Here is a 22,073-nt window from a genome sequence, read left to right on the forward strand (position 1 = left end):
GTTAAATTTGGGTGTTGATTTCCGTTCCAGGCACTTGCTTTCCGCGGGCGTGCCGGGGAGCCTCCTCGGCCCCGTACTCCCGCAGGAGTCAAGTGCCTTCCACTCCAATCAACACGTAAAAAAATCATCAATATCCTTTAACAGAGCCTAATAGAAAAAAGCAGACTGGAGACCCAGCCTGCTTTTGAATTTATATTTTGTTACTATGCTAATTCAACAATCGTTGCAACACCTTGGCCGCCGCCGATGCAAAGTGTAGCTAAGCCTGTTTTTGCATCTCTGCGTTTCATTTCATGGATTAAAGAAACAAGGATACGTGCTCCACTTGCTCCAATTGGGTGACCAAGTGCGATTGCTCCGCCATTTACGTTTAAGATTTCATTTTTAAATCCTAATTCTTTTCCAACAGCAAGTGCTTGTGATGCAAATGCTTCGTTAGCTTCAATTAAGTCAATATCTTCAACGGAAAGTGCTGCTTTTTCCAATGCTTTTTTGACAGCTGGTACTGGGCCAACTCCCATAATGCTTGGATCTACGCCTGCATTACCAGTTGCTTTAATGGTAACTAAAGGTTTTAGACCTAATTCTTCAGCTTTTTGCTTACTCATAATGACTAATGCTGCTGCTCCATCATTAATTCCAGAAGCGCTACCAGCTGTTACAGTTCCGTCCTTTTTGAATGCAGGGCGAAGCTTTCCTAATTTTTCAGCTGTTGTTCCTTGTTTAGGGAACTCATCAGTATCAAATACAACTGGGTCTCCTTTTCTTTGAGGAATGACAACTGGAATAATCTCGTCCTTAAATTTACCATCTTGAATTGCTTGGACAGCTTTCTGCTGGCTCCATGCTGAGAACTCATCTTGCTGCTCTCTAGTTATTTCATATTTTTCGGCAACGTTTTCAGCAGTAATACCCATATGGTAATCATTAAATGCACACCATAGACCATCATTGATCATGCTATCAATTAATTTTTGGTCTCCCATTTTGAAACCTTCACGGGCATTTCTCAATACGTATGGTGCCTGGCTCATACTTTCCATTCCACCAGCTACAATTATTTCAGCATCTCCTGCAAGAATAGCTTGCATAGCAAGATGAACAGCCTTCATACCTGATCCACAAACCTTGTTAATGGTTAATGCTGAAGAAGTTACAGGAATACCAGCTTTTAATTGAGCTTGACGTGCTGGGTTTTGTCCAAGGCCTGCTTGTAAAACGTTCCCCATGATTACTTCATCAACTTGTTCTGCTTTTACTCCTGCTTGTTCAAGTGCACCTTTGATAACAGTTGCTCCCAGTTCAGCTGCGGCTACACTTTTTAAACTTCCATTGAAATTTCCGATCGCTGTACGTACAGCACTTACAATAACGATTTCTTGGCTCATTTTATTAACTCCTTTTTTCTGCTTTTGTCATTATACATAATTCTCCCTAAAATTCTAAAATCCTTTATTTTTTTTAAAAAATTTTCAATATTTTTAGTTTTGAAATAATTTGTCGTTTTTCGATGAATATTGTCGTTTATTGCGAAGGTAAAAATAGGAACAATCAAACTATTTTAAGGTTTTTCTGGCAGTGTATAAGCGGTCTCATTTTCATCCATCTTAAGAAATGAAACTTGATTGAAGGGAGAAATTACCCATGAGCCAAAAACGAGATAAAGGTTATAGTCAAAAAGGCAAAGATTATGCTGATTCCGCTGGTGGCGGAAAACGGATGATCGCTGCTGAGGAACTTGAAAAAGCCATCCAACCTAGGCTTCGACAAAACACTGAACAACCATAAGCTTTCTTTAAATGAAAAAAGCTGCTGCGTGAAACAGCGGCTTTTTTTATGTTAAAATAGATATAGTTTCCATTTTTGGATATTTGTGAGGTGATTTCTTGAAAAAAACATTAAAGCTTGTTTTTATTTCTTTCTTTTTCATTTTCTTTATTGGTTTTTACTTTACCAATCGACTTATGTATATAAAAAAGAAGGACCACAAGCTGATTTTCGATCGAGAAATAAATGCGGGAAGATTTCACCCAGAAGCTTTTGAGGCACTTCCTAAGCAGGATGCAGCGATTTTATCTCCATTTGGATATATGATCAAAGCGCAGCTTATTGAACCACATCAATCCAATCGGTATATCATCATTGCCCATGGTGTTACGGAAAACAAAGTGAATTCAATAAAATATATGAATCTTTTTTTAAAGCGAGGTTTTAATGCAATTATTTACGATCACCGTCGGCACGGTGAATCAGGGGGAAAAACCACAAGCTATGGTCATTATGAAAAATATGATTTAAAAGCCGTTGTGGATTGGCTCAAAAAAGAGAAAGGACCCAATCTCTTGCTTGGTATTCATGGGGAATCGATGGGGGCTGCAACTATGCTTCTCTATGCAGGCATGTTAGAGGATGCTGCTGATTTCTATATTGCTGATTGCTCTTTTTCCAATTTGATGGACCAGCTCCGTCATCAGATCAAAAAGGAACTTAAACTGCCGCCAGCACTAGTTCTTCCAATCGGAAATTTATTTTTACGTCTGCGTGATAAATATTCAATTGCAGATGTTTCTCCTATTTCAGTAATTGACCAAATTCACCATCCTATTTTGTTCATTCACAGTAAAAAAGATGATTTTATTCTGCCTTCTATGACAGAAAAATTGTTTGCTCAAAAACAAGGACCAAAAATGCTGTTTCTTGCCGAAAATGGCCGCCATGCTCAATCATTAAACGACAACCCTGAGGGTTATGAAAATGCTATTGATGAATTCTTGGAAAAACATGTCGGACTAATGATTGCTAAAAAGTGACACCCAAAAAAGCAGACTTTCAAATTAGTCTGCTTTTTTTGTGATAAGACTCATTTGTCCATTTAAAATTTGCTGGTCACTTGATAGTTTAAACCAATTGGTGGTTTCGGAATAATCAAGTTTCATCTTCTCATCAAAGAAAACCGTTTTCGCTTTTTCTACGTATACTGTTTGAGCATTTGTTTCAATTGCGATATCGTCACCCTCGAGTTCTGGTATAAACCATAACGCAGCAACACCATCTACTGCACATCCGCAGCCTTCAGTATCATACTTTAACTTTAAAAAACCTTTATTGTCTTTTGTCTTTTCTTCGATTTTTGCTGCAGCAGGCTCTGTGATCATAATTTCCATGTTGTATCTCTCCCTTCCTTCGCATATGATAGTGTACCATATTCTATGATTTTTTGCTTTCTACATATCCATTAATCGAACATCGGCGATATCAACCATTGCAATATGATGTACTTCCTCAAAACGATCAACGACATGTAGCTTTTGAGTGAGTTCATCCCAATGATGAACCTTTCCAACTACAATTTCATAGTTATGGTTTTGATAATGGGTAATGGCCACAAGTTGATCAAATTCGACTGCCTCCATTAACACCTCGTTCATTGATTCAAGCTGTTGTTCATCAATGATTTTTTTCTGCTCATTTCGATCCTCCTTTACCCAATCACGGAGCAGTTTAACATGCTCAGGAAGCATCATCGATGTCCATTTTATTCTTCCACGGTCGCGAATCACGATCATCACCTCACACTTCGAATCCTAAATCAGCTTTTTGCTTCTAATTCGCTTTATGTCCGCCCACAAGTTTTGCCCGCTCTCTGGCTGTTCCTGCAGACGTATAAGAAACAGCGCGTAACAGGGCTCCTGGGCCAAAACGGTTACGAATGCGATCAACCACATAGCCCAGCTCCCTCTTTTTTTCTGCGCCTAAGTCAAAGAGACTAAGCTGTAGCTCTGTATCATCCACAATATTTCCGAGCGTGATGGAAATATTACGAACTGTTTTGCCATTATAATGCTGATGAAATAAGTCAAGGCACACACGGTAGAGCTCCATTGTCACGTTTGTAGGCTGTTCAATTGTTTTTGCGCGATGAAAACCGCCGCTAAAATCTTCATGGCTATAGCCGATTCCAAGGCTGATTGTTCTTCCTGCTTTCCGACGTGTCCGTGCTCTCCTCGCTACTTCCTCACACATTTCTAATATTACTTGCTGAATTTCTTCTTTATCCTTGTAATCCCGCAAGAGGATTTGACTTTTTCCAAAGCTGATTTGTCCCTCAATAATCGGTGCACCTAAATCGGAAAGATCAACTCCCCATGCATGGTAATAAAGCTGGTTCCCCATTATTCCAAATCTCTTTTCTAACTTTTTTAAATCAAACCGAGCCAGTTGGCCGACAGTAAAAATCCCCATTCCATTTAATGTTTTCTCTACACGTCTGCCAATTCCCCACATTTCACTTAGTGGTGAAACCTCCCAAAGCTTTGCCTGAACGTCTGCATAGGTCCATTCAGCAATCCCCTTTTTCTTCGCTTCCAAATCAAGACAAAGCTTTGCTATCAACATGTTAGGACCTATTCCAGCGGCACTCGGCAGCTGAAATTCCCGCTCAATATCATCCTTTATTTTTTTGGCAATCGTAAAAGCATCGCCCCATAGATGAACAGCCTCATCTACTTTTATAAAACTTTCATCAACGCTGTATGTGTGAATCGCTTCTTTTGGAACATAACGATTAAAGACACGAGAAATTTCCGTTGCAATTCTTAGATATGTCGCCATCTTAGGTTCGACAACCTTAATCCGTGGATCATTCGGAATTTCGAACAAGCGGGAGCCGGTTTTGATTCCAAACTCTTTTTTCAGACGCGGGGATGCAGCAAGAATAACACTTCCCGGTCTATTTAAATTTCCCGCTACAGCTAAATAGCAATTAAGAGGATCAAGTCCCTCCATTACCGCAGAACAGCTTGCATAAAAGCTTTTCATGTCCACACATAAAATTTTATTTTGCGGCAGCGTGCTGTAATCGACCATCCGTATTCCCCCAAATGCATGATAAACGAACGTTAGTTCTATTGTATTCTTATTTTAAGGGAATATTCGTTCGTATTCAATGGAAATTTTGTTTTTAAATAGTTAGTTTTTTCCAATGTAGAAATCAACTTAAAAAAAGGTATAATGATGATGGAGGACGGTACCGTGGATAAAAAACTTATATTGAAGATGATCCAAAATTGCTTTAAACAATACTATCAGATGCTGATACACTGCCATTAAACAACGAGGATATGGATATGCTATGCAGCCGAATTTTAAAAATAAAAAGTGAGGAACCTGGTATCGATTTGTATGAAGCGGTAAACGATCAGGTCTATGAGTTTTTGACAAATTAAAAAAGTCTCTGAGTAACCAGAGACTTTCAGATTGTCGAGAAAGGGGTATTTTCTTGGCAATTTTTTATTTTACCAGAGTTTAAATACTAAATTTTTTTGATTGTTCCTGCAAATGGGCCTGTTGATTTCCTCTCCGGGCACTCGCTTTCCGCGGGGAGGTCCTGGAGCCTCCTCGGCGCTTTGGCGCCTGTGGGGTCTCCAGTGACCTCTTGATCCCGCAGGAGTCGAGTGCCCTCCGCTCCAATCAACAGGGAGGCAGATCAACCAATTGTATTACAACACACTTTTTGATCTAAATTTGCTAAGTGTGTTGCAATCTTTTTTATGTTTTGGCAGGCTGCAGTAAGAAGCGCCTGTTCACTTGCATTCTTCGATCCTCGTAACCGACAGTAGCGAAGCGCCCGTGCAGCTCTTTTTTTACCGTGTACATTCGGATAGTAGCGGGCAGTTCTGGTCTTCGAAAACCAATTCATCAATAGATACAAATTCATATTCATTTTGGCTATAATCTTTTGGCTTAAACATTGGTTTCATCACTTTTTTGATTTATTAGTTGAGCTGAAGAACTTTATTGAAAACACTCGTTGATTGGCGCGGAAGGCACGAAGACTCCTGCGGGAGTACGGGGCTGGGGAGACCCCGCAGGCGCTTTAGCGCCGAGGAGGCTCCCCGGCACGCCTGCGGAAAGCGAAGTGCCTGGAGCGCAGCAACAGACCTGTTTAACAGCCTATACTCCAATACTATTAAGCCATATTAATGCGGTGAATAATTAAAGTAATTGAATAAAATGATAGGCTGCCGAGTTTTGACAGCCTGAAAGTCTTTGGGGCAGAGACAGTTATTTTTGATTAAAGGCACGTTTTCCAATCCGTTCAAACAAGGATGGAAACAAAGTGTGGATCACACTTCCCATATTCATCCACCGAGGCAAATTAACTTCCCTTGGACGAGTATGCATAGCGTTCACAATCTTTTTTGCGACATATTCAGGCTGGAGCATAAATCTTTGCACATTTTGAACATATGTGCCTTTCTCATCAGCAATTGTAAAAAAATTAGTAGCAATAGGACCAGGGTTCACTGCTGTTACATGCACATTGTCATCAGCAAGCTCCATTCTGAGCGCATTTGTATAGCCAAGCACTGCATGTTTCGTGGCTGAATAAACACTGGACTTGGGAGTAGCAATTTTTCCAGCTTGGGAGGCGATATTAATGATATGGCCGGAACGTCTCTTGCGCATACCAGGCAAAACCATACTTGTACATGCCATTAAACCGACAACATTTACGCTAAACATCCCTTTGATTTCTTCAATTGTCGCTTCATGTGCTGCGCGGAAAATCCCAAACCCGGCGTTATTTACTAAAATATCGACATGTTGAATCGTTTTAAGGACTTGGGTGAAGATTTCCTTAACCTTGTCAGTGTCCGATACATCCAGCTGAAAAATATCTACTTTAGCATGGCTGTTCCCTTCTAAATCGTGTTTCATTTTCTGCAATTTATCCATAGTTCTCGCTAATAGAACAAGGTTGGCACCTTGAGCGGCACAGAGTTTTGCAACTTCCGCACCAATACCTCCTGAGGCACCCGTAATGACAATATTTTTTCCTTTTAAATTTTCCATTTATATCACCTCAATTGACCATCACCGATAACATAAAGATCAGTCTATTACACTGATTAGAATAGTCTTCACTATTACTCTCCTTTACATTGGATGATTAGTCAAGTTTAGCTCCTTTTTCAAAATTATTAAAAAAGGAGGAAAATTTACATATTTATCACTTGACAAAATCCTCAACTTTCCGCATAATTTTCTAAGCTTTTTAGTTTTTAGGAGGAAATTGAATGAAAAAATTAGTATTTATCGGAGCCGGTTCAATGGCAGAAGCTATGATTTCCGGGATTATTGAAAATAAGTTGTTGAATTCAAAAAATATTTGGGTCACAAACAAAGCCAATAAGGAAAAATTATCCGAACTTCATCAACAATATGGAGTTACGGGAAGCTATGATTTAAACAAATTGTTTACTGATGCAGATGCAGTGGTTTTAGCCATGAAGCCAAAGGATGCAGCAACTGCTATTTCCGAGATACGGAACTATTTATCAGACGATGTGCTAATCATCTCTGTTCTTGCCGGGATTTCCATCAACACAATAGAAGTACAAGCTGGGAAGCAGTTAGCCATTGCTAGGGCAATGCCAAACACTTCTGCAGCAGTTGGAAAATCGGCGACCGGGATTGCGGTTAATAACTCGGTTTCAACCTCGCAAATGGAAGCCATTAAACAATTATTTGAAACGATTGGCTTTGCAGCATTTGTTCCTGAAGAGCAGCTAGACGCTGTGACAGGCTTATCAGGAAGCGGCCCAGCGTACATCTATTACCTCGTTGAGGCAATGGAAAAAGGCGCAGCAGAAATTGGCCTTGACCAGGAGATTGCCAAAAAGCTCATTATCCAGACGTTCTTAGGCGCAGCGGAAATGGTAAAGGTATCCCCAAAACCATCTAAACAGCTTCGTAAGGAAGTAACAAGCCCTGGAGGAACTACAGAGGCAGGAATTAAAATTCTTGAAGAAAACCACGTCCAGCATGCATTCATCGAATGCATGAAAGCTGCTACCGCTCAATCAAAAAAAATGGGCGAAATGTTAAGTGCGGGGATCCACTCAACAAAGTAACATAGCTAAAATAGAAAATGACGCCTTCGTAAATGAACAAAAACACTTACCTGATTGAAATCGGTAAGTGTTTTTAATTCAGTCATGACTCTGATTCAAAGGAATGGGTACTTCTTTGAAATCTTCAGCAATATCTGTATTAGAAAAAATCTCCTGGGCTTCGTTCACTAATTCTTTCCAAGCATTTCGATCATAACGAGCACTGATATGTGTTAAATATAGCCTTTTTACGTTTGCTCTTTTAGCAATCTCAGCAGCCTGGTGCGTTGTAGAATGAAAATAATCATGTGCCAGACTTTCATCCGCTTTAGAAAAGGTGGCTTCATGAACCAATACATCAGCATTTTGAGCTAAAATAATAGCATTTTCACAGAAGCGGGTATCTCCAAGTATGGTAACAACCCGACCTGGCTGTGCAGGACCTAAAAAATCGTACGGATTCACAATTCTTCCATCTTCTAAAACCACTTGTTCGCCACTTTTTATCTTTCTATAAATGGGACCTGGTTTAATCCCTTCCTCTGCCAGCTTGTCCGCAAGCAGTGTGCCCTGGCCTTTTTCAGCAATTCTAAATCCATATGAGGGGATACCATGGTCTAAACGACGTGTTTCGACGATCATTTGATCATCTTCAAAAACAACCCCTTCTTCAAGTTCAACAATTTTTAAAGGATATTTTAAAAAAGTCTGGCTGATTGATAAACTGACTTTTACATATTCGGCAATACCTTTCGGTCCATAAATAATTAATTCAGTATCTCCTCCCTGAAATGACCTGCTGGAAAGCAATCCGGGCAACCCATAGAGATGGTCACCATGCAGATGAGTGATAAAGATCTTTTCAATCCGACGTGGCTTTATTGAGGTATGTAAGATTTGATGCTGCGTTGCTTCTCCTACATCAAACAGCCATACGGCTCCTCTCTCTTCAAGCAGTTTAAAAGCAATGGACGTTACGTTCCGAAGCTTTGCCAGCAACCGGCACCCGTACCTAAGAAAAAAATATCCACATAAAAACCCCTTTCCGTAAAAAGAATATAAATAATATACCACAAATAATAAACATACTTCTTTAACGAAAAAGAACCCATCACAAAATACATGGATTGCATTAAATTTGCTAAATCTAAAGGAAACGGCTAAAATTTTTTCCTGTAAAGGACAAAACCATTTACATAACAGCATCAGAATTTACTTGAAAAGAGGTCTTTAAACATGGATGAATCTAAAAAGATGACTTCATTAATTATGATATTCGGGGCAACAGGTGACTTGGCTAAACGGAAGTTGTTTCCTTCCCTATACCGTTTGTTTGATAAAGGTCGTTTATCAGATCAATTTGCGGTTGTAGGTGTTGCCCGCCGCCCCCTTTCAAATGAAGAATTTCAAAACTCAGTGAAAGATTCTGTTGTTTCTTCATTAGGGAAAGATGAAAAGATTGATGAATTTGCATCCCATTTTTATTACCATTCACATGATGTAACAAATTCAAGCTCATATCAAACATTAAAATCATTAGCCAATGATCTTGATGAACATTATGGCCTTCAGGGAAACAGAATGTTTTATCTGGCAATGGCACCTGAATTTTTCGGAACGATTGCCCTTCACCTAAAATCGGATGGTTTAACAGAGGTAAAAGGCTATAAAAGATTAGTGATTGAAAAGCCGTTTGGACATGATTTACCATCGGCAAAAAAATTAAATGAACAAATTAGAACCGCTTTTTCTGAAGAAGAGATTTATCGGATCGATCATTATCTCGGAAAAGAGATGGTTCGAAACATCGAAGTAATTCGTTTTGCCAATGCCATTTTTGAACCGCTTTGGAATAACCGCTATATAGCCAATATTCAAATCACATCCAGTGAAACTCTTGGTGTCGAGGAACGTGGGCGATATTATGAAAATAGCGGTGCTCTAAGGGATATGGTGCAAAACCATATGCTTCAGATGGTCGCACTCTTGGCTATGGAACCTCCAATCAGCTTAAAAACGGAAGATGTCCGTTCCGAAAAAGTTCGGGTTTTCCGCTCCATTCGTAATATTCAAGGAGAAGAGGTAAATAATTATTTTGTTCGCGGCCAGTACGGTGAAGGGGTAGTTGAGAATGAAAAGCTTCCTGCATACAGGGATGAACCAATGGTAGACAAAGAATCCAACACTGAAACTTTTGTTGCGGCAAAAATTATGATTGATAATTTCCGTTGGGCAGGCGTACCATTCTATATTCGTACAGGTAAAAGAATGGCGACAAAAACGACTAAAATTGTTGTCCAATTTAAAGATATTCCGATGAATTTGTATTATCAGAGAGAGCTAAATCCAAATCTTCTTGTTGTCCATATTCAGCCTGAAGAAGGCATAACGCTGCATCTTAATGCCAAAAAGGCAGGTGTACATCTGGATGCATATGAAGAGAAGCTAAGCTTTGCCAATACAGGTGTTAATGCGATGAACACACCAGAAGGATATGAAAAACTTCTGTATGATTGTATGCGCGGTGATGCAACCAACTTTACACACTGGGATGAAGTAGCTTACTCTTGGAATTTTGTAGACAAAATATCTGCTGCATGGACACAGTCAAAAGCAGATTATCCAAACTATGAGTCTGGATCAATGGGGCCAAAAGCGGCGGATGAATTATTAAAAAAAGACGGCTTTTCATGGTGGCATGTTGATGAATTAGACGTCATTGACCTTTGTAAATAAGAAGAATAAACGAAAGCACCCGTGGCATTGATGCGGGTGCTTATTTATTCTCTTTATGATTAGAATCTGCATTATTTGGGAAGGAACGGAGAAAATCCTTATTGAAGCTTGTCTCTGTTCCTATTTGATGATCTGGGTCTACTTGATGAAGACCAGCGCGTTCGATAATCTTTTTTCCGTACTTTTCTTGTAACAGTGAAACAACATTAAGAAGCGGCTCCTTTTGGGCCTCTTTTTGATAAGAAAAAAGGTCTAGCTGTTTAACTGCTTGGTCTTGTTCTATTAAGTCAGAACCAGTAATCCCTAATAAACGGATTGGATAGCCATTCCACGCTTTTAGCAATAATTGCTTTGAAAGAGAAGCAATTTCTTCTTTTAGGTACACAGGATTATCTAACCTTTTGCTCCTAGTAATTGTTTTCCTATCTTTGTATCGAATCGTGATAGCTATACTTGTTGCTAAGACATTTTTGCGTTTTAATCGAATGGAGACTTTTTCGGATAGGGTATCAAGGGTTTGAAATAATTCCTGTTGATTGATCACATCCTTTGGAAGTGTCGTTGAGTTTCCAATACTTTTAAAATCGGCAACGGATTCAGGATCAACTGGTCTGGAGTCATTTCCGTTTGCTCTTTCCTTTAAGCGGAGCCCATTAATCCCAAGTAGTTTTTTCAGCTGCACCTCATTGCCATTAGCAAGATCGCCAATAGTGATGATTCCAATTGTTTTTAGTTTCTCTGCCGTTTTCTTGCCAACTCCATGCATTTCACTTGATTCAAGCGGCCAAAGAATTTTTTTTACATCCCGCTTTCTTAATACCGTTATCCCCAATGGCTTTTTCATATCTGAAGCCATTTTCGCCAAAAATTTATTAGGTGCAATCCCGATACTGCAAGGCAAATCTAACTCATTGAGAATTCTGGTTTGAATACTTTGAGCAATGTCAAGCGGACTGCCTAAACGATAGCACCCGCTGATATCCATATATCCTTCATCTATTGAAACAGGCTCAACAAGATCAGTATACTGCCTTAATAGTTCGAACATCCGTATCGATGCAGACCGATAACGGTCAAAATTTGGTGATTTGACAATCAAATTGGGGCAGAGTTTTTTTGCTTCCCATAATGGCATTGTGGTTTTCACACCAAACTTTCGTGCCTCATAGCTGCACGTCACAATAATGCCCCGCCGCTCCTCGACATTGCCCGCAATCGCCAGGGGCGTACCCTTTAAGGCCGGGTCATAGGCCATTTCAACCGAAGCATAAAAACTATTCATGTCAACATGTAAAATGACTTTTCCATTTTTAGGATACATTTGCTTCATATGCCCACATCCTCAAAACTTCACTAAGAATATTCTAGCAAAACTAGAAAGAAAAAAAGCCACATTAACAGTGACTTTTCAATTCATCTAGTAATACATTTATTCCTTCTAATGAACCGATCAAAACCTCTGGATTAATAATTGTTACTAAAAAGCCATTTAAACTGGCCACGCCGGTCAAATAAGCAGTTGCTGGACTTTTAATTAACCCGATCTGTTTTATTTTTTCAGGGGAAATTTCAATAATTTCTTTTGCCTCATTTACGAGGATTCCAACCATAAATTGCTCAAGTTGAACAATCACCAACCGCGAATTTTCGTCCAATTGTATAAAGCGATCGTAAAAAATAAACTCAAGATCAAGGATGGGGATGACTTGTTGCCTGATTTCAATCATGCCTGTAACATAGTCAGGCATTTGCGGAATAGGAGTAATCCCCTCTAGTTTTTCAATGGAAACAACATATTGAAGCGGTATTGCATATTCTTCCTTCCCCGTACCAATTACAACAACTTTATTCATATAAATAGGAGAGCCTCCCTATTAGAAATATGTATAGTATTACTATAGCACGACTTTAATGCCATATTTACAAGAAAGGAAAATTTTTGTTGTAATCTCAGAAAGGTTCAGTAAAATATGGATAGGATAAGTATTTTTTCCAAATGAAAATGAAAGGGGTGTAGAACAATGTCAAAAGAAAAAGAACATGTTGAGAGTCACTTTACTGCATCCGATTTAATTCGTGATATTGTTATTGGCATGTCCGATGGACTTACCGTCCCGTTCGCATTGGCTGCAGGTCTTTCTGGAGCTGTTGATTCGACTGCGTTAATTCTTACAGCAGGCGGAGCGGAAATTGCTGCTGGGTCGGTAGCAATGGGATTAGGCGGTTATTTAGCTGCTCGAACAGACGAAGAGCATTATGAATCAGAACTGAAACGCGAACAGCGTGAAATTATTGAATTGCCTGAGCACGAGGAGGCAGAGGTTGCTGAGATCTTTCAAGAATACGGTCTTGAAGACGAGCAAATACAATCCATTATTTCAACATTGAAAAAGAACCCTGACAAATGGGTTGATCTTATGATGAGATTTGAACTTGGCTTAGAAAAGCCTGATCCCAGCAGGGCAAGAAACAGTGCATTTACTATTGCCATTTCTTATATTTTAGGCGGTCTTATTCCACTTCTTCCTTACTTTTTTATCGCAAATCCAATCTCCGGTTTAAAGGTATCTGCCATCGTTACGTTAATCGCACTTGCTATTTTTGGATATGTAAAAGGCAGGTTCACTGGAACATCACCATGGAAAAGTTCATTCCAAACAACTGTTGTAGGCGGACTAGCTGCCACCGTTGCCTTTGGCCTGGCAAAATTAATTTCATAGAAAAAAGCACAGAAGTCTGTGCTTTTTTCTATTTTCATTGATTTGTTACTTCGTCAATTATTGCTAAGGTCATTTCTCCCAGCTTATATAGCTCTTCCACAGGGATTCGCTCGTTTGTTGTATGAATATCTTCATAGCCAACAGCAAGGTTAACGGTAGGAATGTTAAATCCATTGAATACATTCGCATCACTGCCGCCGCCGCTATTTTGTAATTCACAAGGACGGCCAATTTTTGCTGCTGCTTTTTTCGCAATCTGAACAACCTGGTCGTCTTCCCCAAACTTAAATCCCGGGTACATTACCTGAACAGCAACATCTGCTCTTCCGCCCATTTGTTCTGCAACAGATTCAAACGCTTCTTTCATTTTTTGAACCTGTGCCTCCATTTTTTCTGGAACGAGCGAACGTGCTTCAGCAAGAATATCTACACGGTCACAGACTATATTTGTTGCTGATCCGCCTTCGAAGCGGCCAATATTGGCAGTTGTTTCTGAGTCAATTCTGCCAAGCGGCATTTTTGCGATCGACTTAGCTGCAATCGTAATGGCTGAAACCCCTTTTTCAGGCGCAACACCGGCATGTGCTGTTTTCCCATAGATTGTTGCTTTCACTTTCGCCTGAGTAGGAGCAGCAACAACAACATTTCCAACTTTTTCATCACTATCTAGGGCATACCCGAATTTCGCTTTTAACAACGAAGAATCCAGCGCTTTAGCACCAACAAGTCCTGATTCCTCTCCTACTGTTATGATAAATTGAATATTGCCATGAGGAATGTTTTCCTCTTTTAAAACACGAATGGTCTCCAGCATAACAGATAGTCCTGCTTTATCGTCAGCACCTAAAATTGTTGTACCGTCCGTTACAACATAACCATCCTTTACAGAAGGTTTAACACCTTTTGCTGGTACAACAGTATCCATATGGGAAGTAAAATAGATCGGATCTACCCCATCTTTTGTTCCTTTAAGGGTACAAATTAAATTTCCTGCCCCATGTCCTGTTTTAGCTGTTGTGTCATCCTCAAACACTTCAAGCCCTAAATCAGTAAATTTTTGTTTTAGGACCTTTGCTACCTCTGTCTCAAACTTTGTTTCTGAGTCAATTTGGACAAGCTCTAAAAACTCATTCAAAAGACGTTCCTGATTAATTGCCATTTTTTGAACCTCCATTTATGTACTCACTCCAACAGTATACCCCTTTCGGCTTCTTATCTTCAAATAAAGCCCCCCACATTATCATGTGGAGGGCTTATTATTTATTAAAGTGGAATGTTTCCGTGTTTTTTCTCAGGTCTAGATTCTTTCTTGTTGCGAAGCATTTCTAGTGCCTGAATAATTTTTATCCGAGTTTCACGTGGGTCAATAACGTCATCAACCATTCCGCGAGCTGCTGCAACATATGGATTTGCAAACTTCTCTCGGTACTCTTCAATTTTTTGCTGTCTTGTTTCTTCAGGATTGTCACTGTTCTCAATTTCTTTAGCAAAAATGATATTGGCGGCACCTTGTGCACCCATAACGGCAATTTCTGCATTTGGCCAAGCATAAACGATGTCAGCGCCAATTGATTTACTGTTTAAAGCAACGTAGGCTCCACCAAAAGCTTTCCTTAAAATAATCGTTAATTTCGGTACAGTGGCTTCTGAGTAAGCATATAAAATTTTTGCACCGTGACGAATAATTCCCCCATGCTCCTGTTTAACACCAGGGAAAAAGCCAGTAACGTCTTCAAATGTAATAATTGGGATATTAAAGGAATCGCAAAAGCGAATAAATCTAGAAGCTTTATCTGAGGAGTCAATATCAAGTCCACCTGCCAAAAACTTAGGCTGGTTACAAACAAGACCGACGGATTCTCCGGCGATTCTTGCAAGGCCGACAACTACATTTTTAGCAAAGTCTTTTTGAATTTCCATGAAAGAACCTTCATCACATACTTGATCGATAACAATATGAACATCGTATGGTCGAACAGCATCAAACGGAATAAGTTCCGCTAAATCAGGGCGATAATTAAAATCATCCGGATCCGTTTCCAGCATAGGAGTCTTTTCTTGGTTGTTTTGTGGAAGATAGCTAAGAAGTTTTCGTACATCTTTCAATGCCTGCATTTCGGATTCACATTGAAAATGGGCATTTCCACTGATCGAGTTATGCACTTTTGCACCACCAAGGTTTTCAGAACTAATTTTTTCACCAGTAACCGCTTCAATTACCTTTGGTCCAGTGATAAACATTTGGCTTGTTTTTTCAACCATGAAAACGAAATCGGTGATTGCCGGTGAATATACAGCACCGCCTGCACATGGTCCCATAATGACCGATATTTGTGGAATAACGCCTGAATAAATGGAATTCCGATAAAAAATCCAACCATATCCGTCTAGTGAAACGACACCTTCTTGAATTCTTGCACCGCCGGAGTCATTAAGCCCGACAAAAGGAGCACCATTTTTTGCAGCCAAATCCATTACGTTAGCAATTTTTTTAGCGTGCATTTCTCCTAATGCCCCGCCAAAAACGGTAAAATCCTGAGAAAACAAATAAATAGGACGGCCATTTACCTTTCCATAGCCTGTAACAACCCCATCACCAGGTCCTTTCATTTCGTCAAGACCAAAATCATTACTCCGATGTTCAATAAAGGGATTTAGTTCAACGAAGGTACCTTCATCTACTAAAAGGTCAATCCTTTCCCTGGCAGTCAACTTTCCTTTTTCATGCTGTTTAAGAATTTTTCCATCGCCGCCGCCCAATTCAACTTCCCGTCTTTTGTCATACAGATCATTAATTTTTTCATATATATCGATCATAATTTTTACTCTTCCCCCTTTTTCTCACATAGTTCATACAAAACGCCAGAAGCTGATTTTGGATGCAAAAAGGCCACTTTAGAACCGCCCGCACCAATTTTCGCTTCTTCTTGAATCAGTCGAATCCCTTTTTCTTTTAATTCATTAAGTCTTCCTTGGATGGAATCAACACCAAGTGCAATATGGTGGATCCCCTCTCCACGCTTTTCAATATACTTGGCAATGGCACTTTCTGGTGAAGTTGGCTCAAGCAATTCAATATGGGTTTCCCCAGCCTCAAGAAAGGCCACTTTTACTTTCTCACTTTCAACTTCTTCAATTCCCAATAAGGGAAGCTTTAGTTCTTCCGTATAAAACGGAAGTGTTTGATCAAGGGATTTGACGGCAATCCCAATATGATCGACTTTTTTTATCATAATATCCCCTCTGTTTTCAAAATTAGAATTTATTCGACAATTATCTTATTCGTTAAAAAATTCATAAATCCTTCCTAAATTGAGTACTAATTCCGTTGTTTTCATGATATTTTCTCTGTAAAATAAAAATATCAATAATGTCTTGGGAGGTACCCGCCTTGTCAAAGAAGAGAACGAGAAAAATAATCGTATTTTTAATGCTAATAGCCATGTTAGCTTCTACCATCGCAATAGGTCTTGCACAATTTATATAAAATAGAAAAACCCCAACGATTGCGCTGGAGTTAATGAAAAAAAGGACTGAAACCAGTCCTTTTTTCATCTATTTATCGACTTACTTGCTGCTTTTTTCTATTAATACTCATTTTTGATGTCTTTTTTAATCCTTTAAAGGAACTCTTTAGAATTAAATATCTTTCCATTTCGTTTACAACTTGTAAAAGAGCTGCTCTTGCTTCAAATTCTTCTCTTGTCTTAGGAAGTACACTTTCTTCAAATTCCGCCTTCATGATCATTAATTTATGTATATAAATGATTGCTGTATTGCCAGGATGTATATTTTCCGATAATTCCTCAAGAAAGTCTGCGATCATATTTCCTTGTTTTACTTTACTAGTAATAGACGTAACACTGGGAAGCAAGCGTTCTATTATCTCAAATTGCTTTTCTCTCATTGTGAAATATTGATAATAAATCGATTCCTCTTTTAAAAACCGATTTTCCAAATCACGGAAAGCTATTGTTTTTGCTTCACGAATAACGCTTGCGGTTTCGGTAATTTCTTTTCCTTCCCAATCACTATCACCATTTCGTAAATAACGAATGATTTCATTAAAAATCTGTTTAAAGTTTTCTTCAATTTTCTCTTGATATTCATCCATTTTTTTATCAACACTCGGCATATATAGGTTCACAATCAAAGCCACACCAATACCAATTACAATGACACCTAATTCATTTAAGAAGAAGGACAGCGAAAAACTCTGTGCTGCAAATAGATGCAGAATAATAACACTACTTGTCACAATCCCATCATTTGCTTTTAACATAACAAGGGAAGGAATAAAGAAAAGAAGAATAATTCCAATCACAATAGGTTCATAACCAAATGCCCAAAAAAACAAAGCAGAAAAAGGTACAGCCAGGGTACAAGCCAAAAATCGATCCCAGGCAGTCCTAAATGACCTCTTCTTTGTTATCTGAATGCACAAAATCGTTATAATACCGGCTGAGGCAAAATTATGAAGTCCCAACTGCTGTGCTAGTAATATACTTAAAGCAACACCTATTGCGGTTTTTGTTGTTCGGTAACCTATTCGAAACTTCATTACTATCCACCTCCAAACGCTAAAAAAGATGATCATAAAGATCATCTTTCATTCTAGCATATACTCTTTAAAGCATTTTTTGCAAGAAGTCTTGTGCACGTTTGCTTTTTGGATTTGAAAAAAATTCTCGAGGTGGGGCATCCTCAACAAGGACCCCTCCATCAAGGAAGAAAACCCTATCAGCCACCTCTTTGGCAAAGCCCATTTCATGAGTTACAATGGCCATTGTCATACCAGTGTGAGCAAGTGTCTTCATAACTTCCAGAACCTCCTTGACCATTTCAGGATCAAGAGCAGATGTAGGTTCATCAAAAAGCATCACTTCCGGCTGCATGGCTAAAGCTCTCGCAATCGCTACGCGTTGCTTTTGTCCTCCAGAGAGACGTTTTGGATATTCTTGTGCTTTTTCAGAAAGGCCCACTTTTTCCAACAATTCATTTGCAAACTTTTCTGCTTCCTCTTTAGAAACCCCTTTAACCTTCATTGGTGCATAGGTTAAATTTTGCAAGACCGTTTTATGAGGGAATAAATGAAAATGCTGAAAAACCATACCCATATTTTGACGGACTTTCATAATATTCGTTTTTTTATCCGTAATATCTTCTTCTCCAATCCAAATATGGCCGGAAGATGGAGTTTCCAAAAGGTTCATGCAGCGTAGAAAAGTAGATTTTCCCGAACCTGACGGCCCAATAATCGCTACCACTTCACCTTGCTTGATCGTTGTGGAGATATTCTTCAACACTTCGAGTTCGCCAAAATTTTTAACTAAATTTTCTACTTTAATCACTGCGTCTCATTCTCCTTTCAAGCCCTTTTCCTAAGAACGTTAATATCATAACCATGAGATAATAAATCACACCCGCAATGATTAACGGTTCAAAGAAGGAATACTTTTCAGCACCAACCTGATAGGAACGACGCATAATATCCATAACGCCAATAGAAGTAACAATCGCTGATTCCTTTGTCAGGGTAATAAATTCATTCATTAAAGCAGGAAGGATATTCTTAATTGCTTGAGGCAGGATGATGTCGAACATCATTTTTCCATATGGTACGCCTAATGCCAACGCAGCTTCCTGCTGCCCCTTATCAATGGCTAAAATTCCCGCACGAATAATTTCCGAGACATATGCTCCAGAATTTAGGGCAAATGATAATACAGCGGCAGTATATGGTTGAATTTGATAACCAATAATTTGCGGTGAACCATAATAAATGACCATCAATTGCAATATCATTGGAGTTCCTCTAAAAATAGATGTATAGGCATCAGCCTGCCACCCAAGAAATTTCCATTTACTTATTTTAAATAAAGATAAAATAGTCCCAAGAATAAAACCCAAAACCCCTGCCAGAATAACAATTTCAAGGGTAACCGTAATTCCTTGCAAAATATATGGCAGAGAAGGTATGAATTGTTTAAAATCTAAGTTCATCCCGTAAACCAATCCTCTCTGAAAATACAATTAAAATTTTAAAGACGTTCAGATGTCAAAGACCCTCTGAACGCCTTTTAGTATAACTTATTACTGCTTAACATCTCCGCCAAACCACTTCACGATCAGCTTTTTAAGCTCGCCATTCTCTTTCATTGTTTTCAATTCTTTGTTGAATTTAGCAGTTAAATCACTGTTTTTCGGGAATGCAATTGCTGACCCTGCTTCATTAGGATCATCACTAATGGTAAAGCCTTTTAATTCAGTTTCTTTCTTAAAGAATCCTTTAGCAACTGTATCTTCGATAATGGCAGCATCCATACGGCCTGCTTTTAATTCTTGAATTAGATCAGGAATACGGTCGCGGTTTACAATATTAATCGGAACTGTTTTATTAATATCTTTTGCCTTGCCTTCTTGAATGGATCCTAATTGAACACCAACTGTTTTTCCTTTAAGATCTTCAAGTTTATTAATGCCGCTATCCTTTTTTGATACGATCATGTGTTGAGCTGTATAGTAAATATCACTGAAATCAACGTTTTTCTTACGGTCAGCTGTTGGTGTCATCCCAGCCATTACAAAATCAACTTGTCCAGATTTTAACGCTTGAATAAGGCCGCTAAAATCCATATCTTTTACTTGCACTTTAAGCCCTAGTTTCCCAGCAATTGCATTTGCAAGGTCTACGTCAAAGCCAATGATGTTTTTTGACTTCTCTGTATCCACTGATTCAAATGGCGGATAATCAGCAGATGTACCCATGGTTAATACTTTTTTAGTAGAACTATCTCCAGCCGCATTGTCTTTTTTTGTTGATCCACAAGCAGCAAGAACGCCAATCACCAAAATCATGGATAAGAATAAAATAATACTCTTTTTCATTTGTCTTCCCCCTATAATTTAAAAATGTTTGTCATTTGTTTACATCAATTTTAAATTTTAAAATTAATATTTATTCACATGAATGAATTTTAACACATCTACAAAATTATGCAAATATATTTTTTATAAATATGTTTACCTTTTTTTAATAAAATTATGTACAAAAAAAACCAATCTCTTAAGAGAGATTGGCTTGTTCTGTTAAACTTCATCACAATATTGATCAAAGGTTTGCTGTAATTTAGAAACAACAGTCATCGGATCATTGCCTTCGATTTGATGTCTTTCAATCATGGTGCAAATTTTCCCATCCTTTAAAAGGGCAAATGACGGGGAGGAGGGCGGATATCCCGTAAAATAACTTCTTGCTTGTTCTGTAGCCTCTTTGTCCTGGCCGGCAAAAACAGTTACTAAACGATCAGGACGTTTATCATAGTGTAATGCATGGGCAGCTGCAGGACGAGCAACGCCTCCGGCACATCCGCAAACTGAATTAATCATAACTAGTGTTGTTCCTTTTTTTGAAAGTGCTTCATTCACTTCTTCAGTAGTTTTTAATTCTTCATATCCTGCTGAAACAATTTCCTCTCGCGCTTGGCGAACAATATCATTCATAAAAAAGTTAAAATCCATACTCATTTGTTTATCACTCCTTTAGCAATCCTCTTAGATTGTATAACACTATAATAACAGTCAAAAAGTGTTTATTTCAAATAAGATGGATTTTTTACTTATGGAAAAAGGCTTTAAAAAGAAGTTCAGCAGCAGTTGCCACTGTTTTTTCTCCAGCCATGACTTCATTTTCTAACTTTGGCAGCTGATGTGTAACCATTGGATCATGAAAGAATTGATATTGAAGCTGGTCATTGATCATCGAATATAACCATTCCCGCAATTGGCCTTTTTGTCTTTCTTCAAATACTCCCGCAGCTTTTCCATTTTCCGCAAAAGTCTCAATAACGTTCCATACATCACTGATTCCCTCTTGGGTAAGCGATGAACAGGTATGTGCTTTTGATTGCCAGCCTTTTGTCGCCGGCTGGAGAAAATGTAAAATTTGATTATATTCTTTTTTTGTTTGAATCGCTTTTTCTTTGTTTGAACCATCTGCTTTATGGACAATAAGAGCATCAGCAAGCTCCATAATTCCTTTTTTCATTCCTTGAAGTTCATCTCCGGCACCGGTTAAAACAAGAAGCATGAAAAAGTCAACCATATCTCTTATAATAACTTCACTTTGACCGACACCCACCGTTTCGATCAGAATAACATCATAACCTGCTGCCTCACAAATTAACATAGCTTCTCTTGTTTTACGGTGCACCCCTCCAAGCTTTCCTCCTGAAGGTGAGGGCCGGATAAATGCAAATGGGTTTCTGGATAATTGTTCCATCCTGGTTTTATCACCAAGTATACTTCCCCCATTAATACTAGAACTTGGGTCAATAGCAAGGACGGCGACACGGTGTCCTAAAGAACACAAATACATGCCAAAAGCTTCAATAAAGGTACTTTTGCCCGCACCGGGAACACCGGTAATACCAATACGAATTGAATGACCTGAGTGAGGGAGAAGTTTTTGCAGCAAATTTTGAGCCTGTTCGAAATGGTGCTCGGCATTGCTTTCAATTAAAGTGATCGCACGAGCCATTGCACTTCGATTCCCAGACAATACTCCCCCATATAATTCATCAATAGGCAGCGACGTTTTGTTTCGCTTTTGAAACCGAACATTCCTTTGAACGGCGGTAGAAGAACCTTCCAGCTCTTCTCCCTTTCGGATGATACTTGAACAAGAATCTGGGTTGTTTGGGTCACTCCATTCAGGTCTCAT

24 protein-coding genes and 1 pseudogene are annotated in these 22,073 nt (G+C 38.9%); 7 read left to right on the forward strand and 18 right to left on the reverse strand.

What is annotated here, in order from left to right:
• Nucleotides 1-203: 203 nt before the first annotated feature.
• A complete protein-coding gene (locus tag RCG17_RS04635; RefSeq protein WP_308174094.1) occupies nucleotides 204-1,388 on the reverse strand; it encodes an acetyl-CoA C-acetyltransferase in 1,185 nt (394 codons plus the stop codon).
• 256 nt (nucleotides 1,389-1,644) lie between these two features.
• Here RCG17_RS04635 and RCG17_RS04640 point away from each other — a divergent pair, with 256 nt between their 5' ends.
• Together RCG17_RS04640 and RCG17_RS04645 are read left to right on the forward strand one after the other, a co-directional pair.
• Nucleotides 1,645-1,788 (forward strand): hypothetical protein, encoded by a 144-nt coding sequence (locus tag RCG17_RS04640; RefSeq protein WP_308174095.1) that lies wholly within the window; start codon nucleotides 1,645-1,647, stop codon nucleotides 1,786-1,788.
• Between the two features lie 98 nt (nucleotides 1,789-1,886).
• On the forward strand, nucleotides 1,887-2,810 hold the full coding sequence (locus tag RCG17_RS04645) for an alpha/beta hydrolase (RefSeq protein WP_308174096.1): 924 nt from the start codon (nucleotides 1,887-1,889) through the stop codon (nucleotides 2,808-2,810).
• Nucleotides 2,811-2,834: 24 nt separating this feature from the next.
• Here RCG17_RS04645 and RCG17_RS04650 read toward each other — a convergent pair whose 3' ends face one another.
• From RCG17_RS04650 to RCG17_RS04660, 3 genes are read right to left on the reverse strand one after another with little or no spacing between them, the layout of a single operon-like run.
• Nucleotides 2,835-3,164: an iron-sulfur cluster biosynthesis family protein gene (locus tag RCG17_RS04650; RefSeq protein ID WP_308174097.1), complete on the reverse strand. Its 330-nt coding sequence runs from the start codon at nucleotides 3,162-3,164 to the stop codon at nucleotides 2,835-2,837.
• Between the two features lie 60 nt (nucleotides 3,165-3,224).
• Entirely contained in the window at nucleotides 3,225-3,560 is a 336-nt protein-coding gene (locus tag RCG17_RS04655; RefSeq protein ID WP_308174098.1) for a YolD-like family protein, read from the reverse strand.
• Nucleotides 3,561-3,603: 43 nt separating this feature from the next.
• Nucleotides 3,604-4,866 carry a Y-family DNA polymerase gene (locus tag RCG17_RS04660; protein ID WP_308174099.1) on the reverse strand — a complete coding sequence of 421 codons (1,263 nt, stop codon included), beginning with the start codon at nucleotides 4,864-4,866 and terminating at the stop codon, nucleotides 3,604-3,606.
• Between the two features lie 233 nt (nucleotides 4,867-5,099).
• Between RCG17_RS04660 and RCG17_RS28245 the strand changes: the two genes are divergently transcribed.
• Nucleotides 5,100-5,225: a YqzH family protein gene (locus RCG17_RS28245; protein WP_374120944.1), complete on the forward strand. Its 126-nt coding sequence runs from the start codon at nucleotides 5,100-5,102 to the stop codon at nucleotides 5,223-5,225.
• Between the two features lie 260 nt (nucleotides 5,226-5,485).
• Here RCG17_RS28245 and RCG17_RS04665 read toward each other — a convergent pair whose 3' ends face one another.
• A complete protein-coding gene (locus RCG17_RS04665; protein ID WP_308175987.1) occupies nucleotides 5,486-5,722 on the reverse strand; it encodes a hypothetical protein in 237 nt (78 codons plus the stop codon).
• 341 nt (nucleotides 5,723-6,063) lie between these two features.
• Nucleotides 6,064-6,855: an SDR family NAD(P)-dependent oxidoreductase gene (locus RCG17_RS04670; protein WP_308174100.1), complete on the reverse strand. Its 792-nt coding sequence runs from the start codon at nucleotides 6,853-6,855 to the stop codon at nucleotides 6,064-6,066.
• 224 nt (nucleotides 6,856-7,079) lie between these two features.
• Here RCG17_RS04670 and proC point away from each other — a divergent pair, with 224 nt between their 5' ends.
• A complete protein-coding gene (gene proC, locus RCG17_RS04675; protein ID WP_308174101.1) occupies nucleotides 7,080-7,916 on the forward strand; it encodes a pyrroline-5-carboxylate reductase in 837 nt (278 codons plus the stop codon).
• 78 nt (nucleotides 7,917-7,994) lie between these two features.
• Here proC and rnz read toward each other — a convergent pair.
• A pseudogene (gene rnz, locus RCG17_RS04680) lies at nucleotides 7,995-8,926 on the reverse strand (ribonuclease Z).
• Nucleotides 8,927-9,131: 205 nt separating this feature from the next.
• Here rnz and zwf point away from each other — a divergent pair.
• Nucleotides 9,132-10,631 carry a glucose-6-phosphate dehydrogenase gene (gene zwf / locus RCG17_RS04685; RefSeq protein ID WP_308174102.1) on the forward strand — a complete coding sequence of 500 codons (1,500 nt, stop codon included), beginning with the start codon at nucleotides 9,132-9,134 and terminating at the stop codon, nucleotides 10,629-10,631.
• Nucleotides 10,632-10,671: 40 nt separating this feature from the next.
• Here zwf and RCG17_RS04690 read toward each other — a convergent pair whose 3' ends face one another.
• Complete coding sequence (locus tag RCG17_RS04690; RefSeq protein ID WP_308174103.1) at nucleotides 10,672-11,961, reverse strand: DNA polymerase IV; 1,290 nt, start codon at nucleotides 11,959-11,961, stop codon at nucleotides 10,672-10,674.
• Nucleotides 11,962-12,025: 64 nt separating this feature from the next.
• Nucleotides 12,026-12,484 carry a chemotaxis protein CheW gene (locus RCG17_RS04695; RefSeq protein ID WP_308174104.1) on the reverse strand — a complete coding sequence of 153 codons (459 nt, stop codon included), beginning with the start codon at nucleotides 12,482-12,484 and terminating at the stop codon, nucleotides 12,026-12,028.
• 168 nt (nucleotides 12,485-12,652) lie between these two features.
• On the opposite strand from RCG17_RS04695, the gene RCG17_RS04700 reads away from it, so the two are divergent.
• Nucleotides 12,653-13,351, forward strand: a complete 699-nt coding sequence (locus RCG17_RS04700; RefSeq protein WP_308174105.1) for a VIT1/CCC1 transporter family protein — start codon at nucleotides 12,653-12,655, stop codon at nucleotides 13,349-13,351.
• 34 nt (nucleotides 13,352-13,385) lie between these two features.
• On the opposite strand, the gene RCG17_RS04705 is transcribed toward RCG17_RS04700, so the two are convergent.
• The 3 genes from RCG17_RS04705 to mce form a co-directional block, all read right to left on the reverse strand.
• Complete coding sequence (locus tag RCG17_RS04705; protein WP_308174106.1) at nucleotides 13,386-14,510, reverse strand: tripeptidase T; 1,125 nt, start codon at nucleotides 14,508-14,510, stop codon at nucleotides 13,386-13,388.
• Nucleotides 14,511-14,614: 104 nt separating this feature from the next.
• Complete coding sequence (locus tag RCG17_RS04710; RefSeq protein WP_308174107.1) at nucleotides 14,615-16,168, reverse strand: acyl-CoA carboxylase subunit beta; 1,554 nt, start codon at nucleotides 16,166-16,168, stop codon at nucleotides 14,615-14,617.
• A gap of 5 nt (nucleotides 16,169-16,173) precedes the next feature.
• Nucleotides 16,174-16,584, reverse strand: coding sequence for a methylmalonyl-CoA epimerase (gene mce, locus RCG17_RS04715; RefSeq protein WP_308174108.1), 411 nt, complete (start codon nucleotides 16,582-16,584; stop codon nucleotides 16,174-16,176).
• A 158-nt stretch (nucleotides 16,585-16,742) separates the two neighbouring features.
• Between mce and prli42 the strand changes: the two genes are divergently transcribed.
• A complete protein-coding gene (gene prli42 / locus RCG17_RS04720; protein WP_308174109.1) occupies nucleotides 16,743-16,838 on the forward strand; it encodes a stressosome-associated protein Prli42 in 96 nt (31 codons plus the stop codon).
• Nucleotides 16,839-16,910: 72 nt separating this feature from the next.
• On the opposite strand, the gene RCG17_RS04725 is transcribed toward prli42, so the two are convergent.
• The 6 genes from RCG17_RS04725 to meaB form a co-directional block, all read right to left on the reverse strand.
• Entirely contained in the window at nucleotides 16,911-17,912 is a 1,002-nt protein-coding gene (locus tag RCG17_RS04725) for an aromatic acid exporter family protein (protein WP_308174110.1), read from the reverse strand.
• 67 nt (nucleotides 17,913-17,979) lie between these two features.
• Nucleotides 17,980-18,702 (reverse strand): amino acid ABC transporter ATP-binding protein, encoded by a 723-nt coding sequence (locus RCG17_RS04730; RefSeq protein WP_308174111.1) that lies wholly within the window; start codon nucleotides 18,700-18,702, stop codon nucleotides 17,980-17,982.
• Nucleotides 18,695-19,354, reverse strand: coding sequence for an amino acid ABC transporter permease (locus tag RCG17_RS04735; RefSeq protein WP_308174112.1), 660 nt, complete (start codon nucleotides 19,352-19,354; stop codon nucleotides 18,695-18,697). Before RCG17_RS04735 ends, RCG17_RS04730 begins: the two co-directional genes overlap by 8 nt.
• Nucleotides 19,355-19,444: 90 nt before the next feature.
• On the reverse strand, nucleotides 19,445-20,239 hold the full coding sequence (locus RCG17_RS04740; protein ID WP_308174113.1) for a transporter substrate-binding domain-containing protein: 795 nt from the start codon (nucleotides 20,237-20,239) through the stop codon (nucleotides 19,445-19,447).
• A gap of 201 nt (nucleotides 20,240-20,440) precedes the next feature.
• The gene (locus RCG17_RS04745; RefSeq protein ID WP_308174114.1) at nucleotides 20,441-20,878 is read right to left on the reverse strand and encodes a BrxA/BrxB family bacilliredoxin; all 438 of its coding nucleotides are present in this window, start codon (nucleotides 20,876-20,878) and stop codon (nucleotides 20,441-20,443) included.
• 88 nt (nucleotides 20,879-20,966) lie between these two features.
• A complete protein-coding gene (meaB, locus tag RCG17_RS04750) occupies nucleotides 20,967-22,073 on the reverse strand; it encodes a methylmalonyl Co-A mutase-associated GTPase MeaB (RefSeq protein WP_374120945.1) in 1,107 nt (368 codons plus the stop codon).

It is taken from the genome of Neobacillus sp. PS3-12, from assembly GCF_030915385.1.
Lineage (GTDB): Bacteria > Bacillota > Bacilli > Bacillales > Cytobacillaceae > JAEVLT01.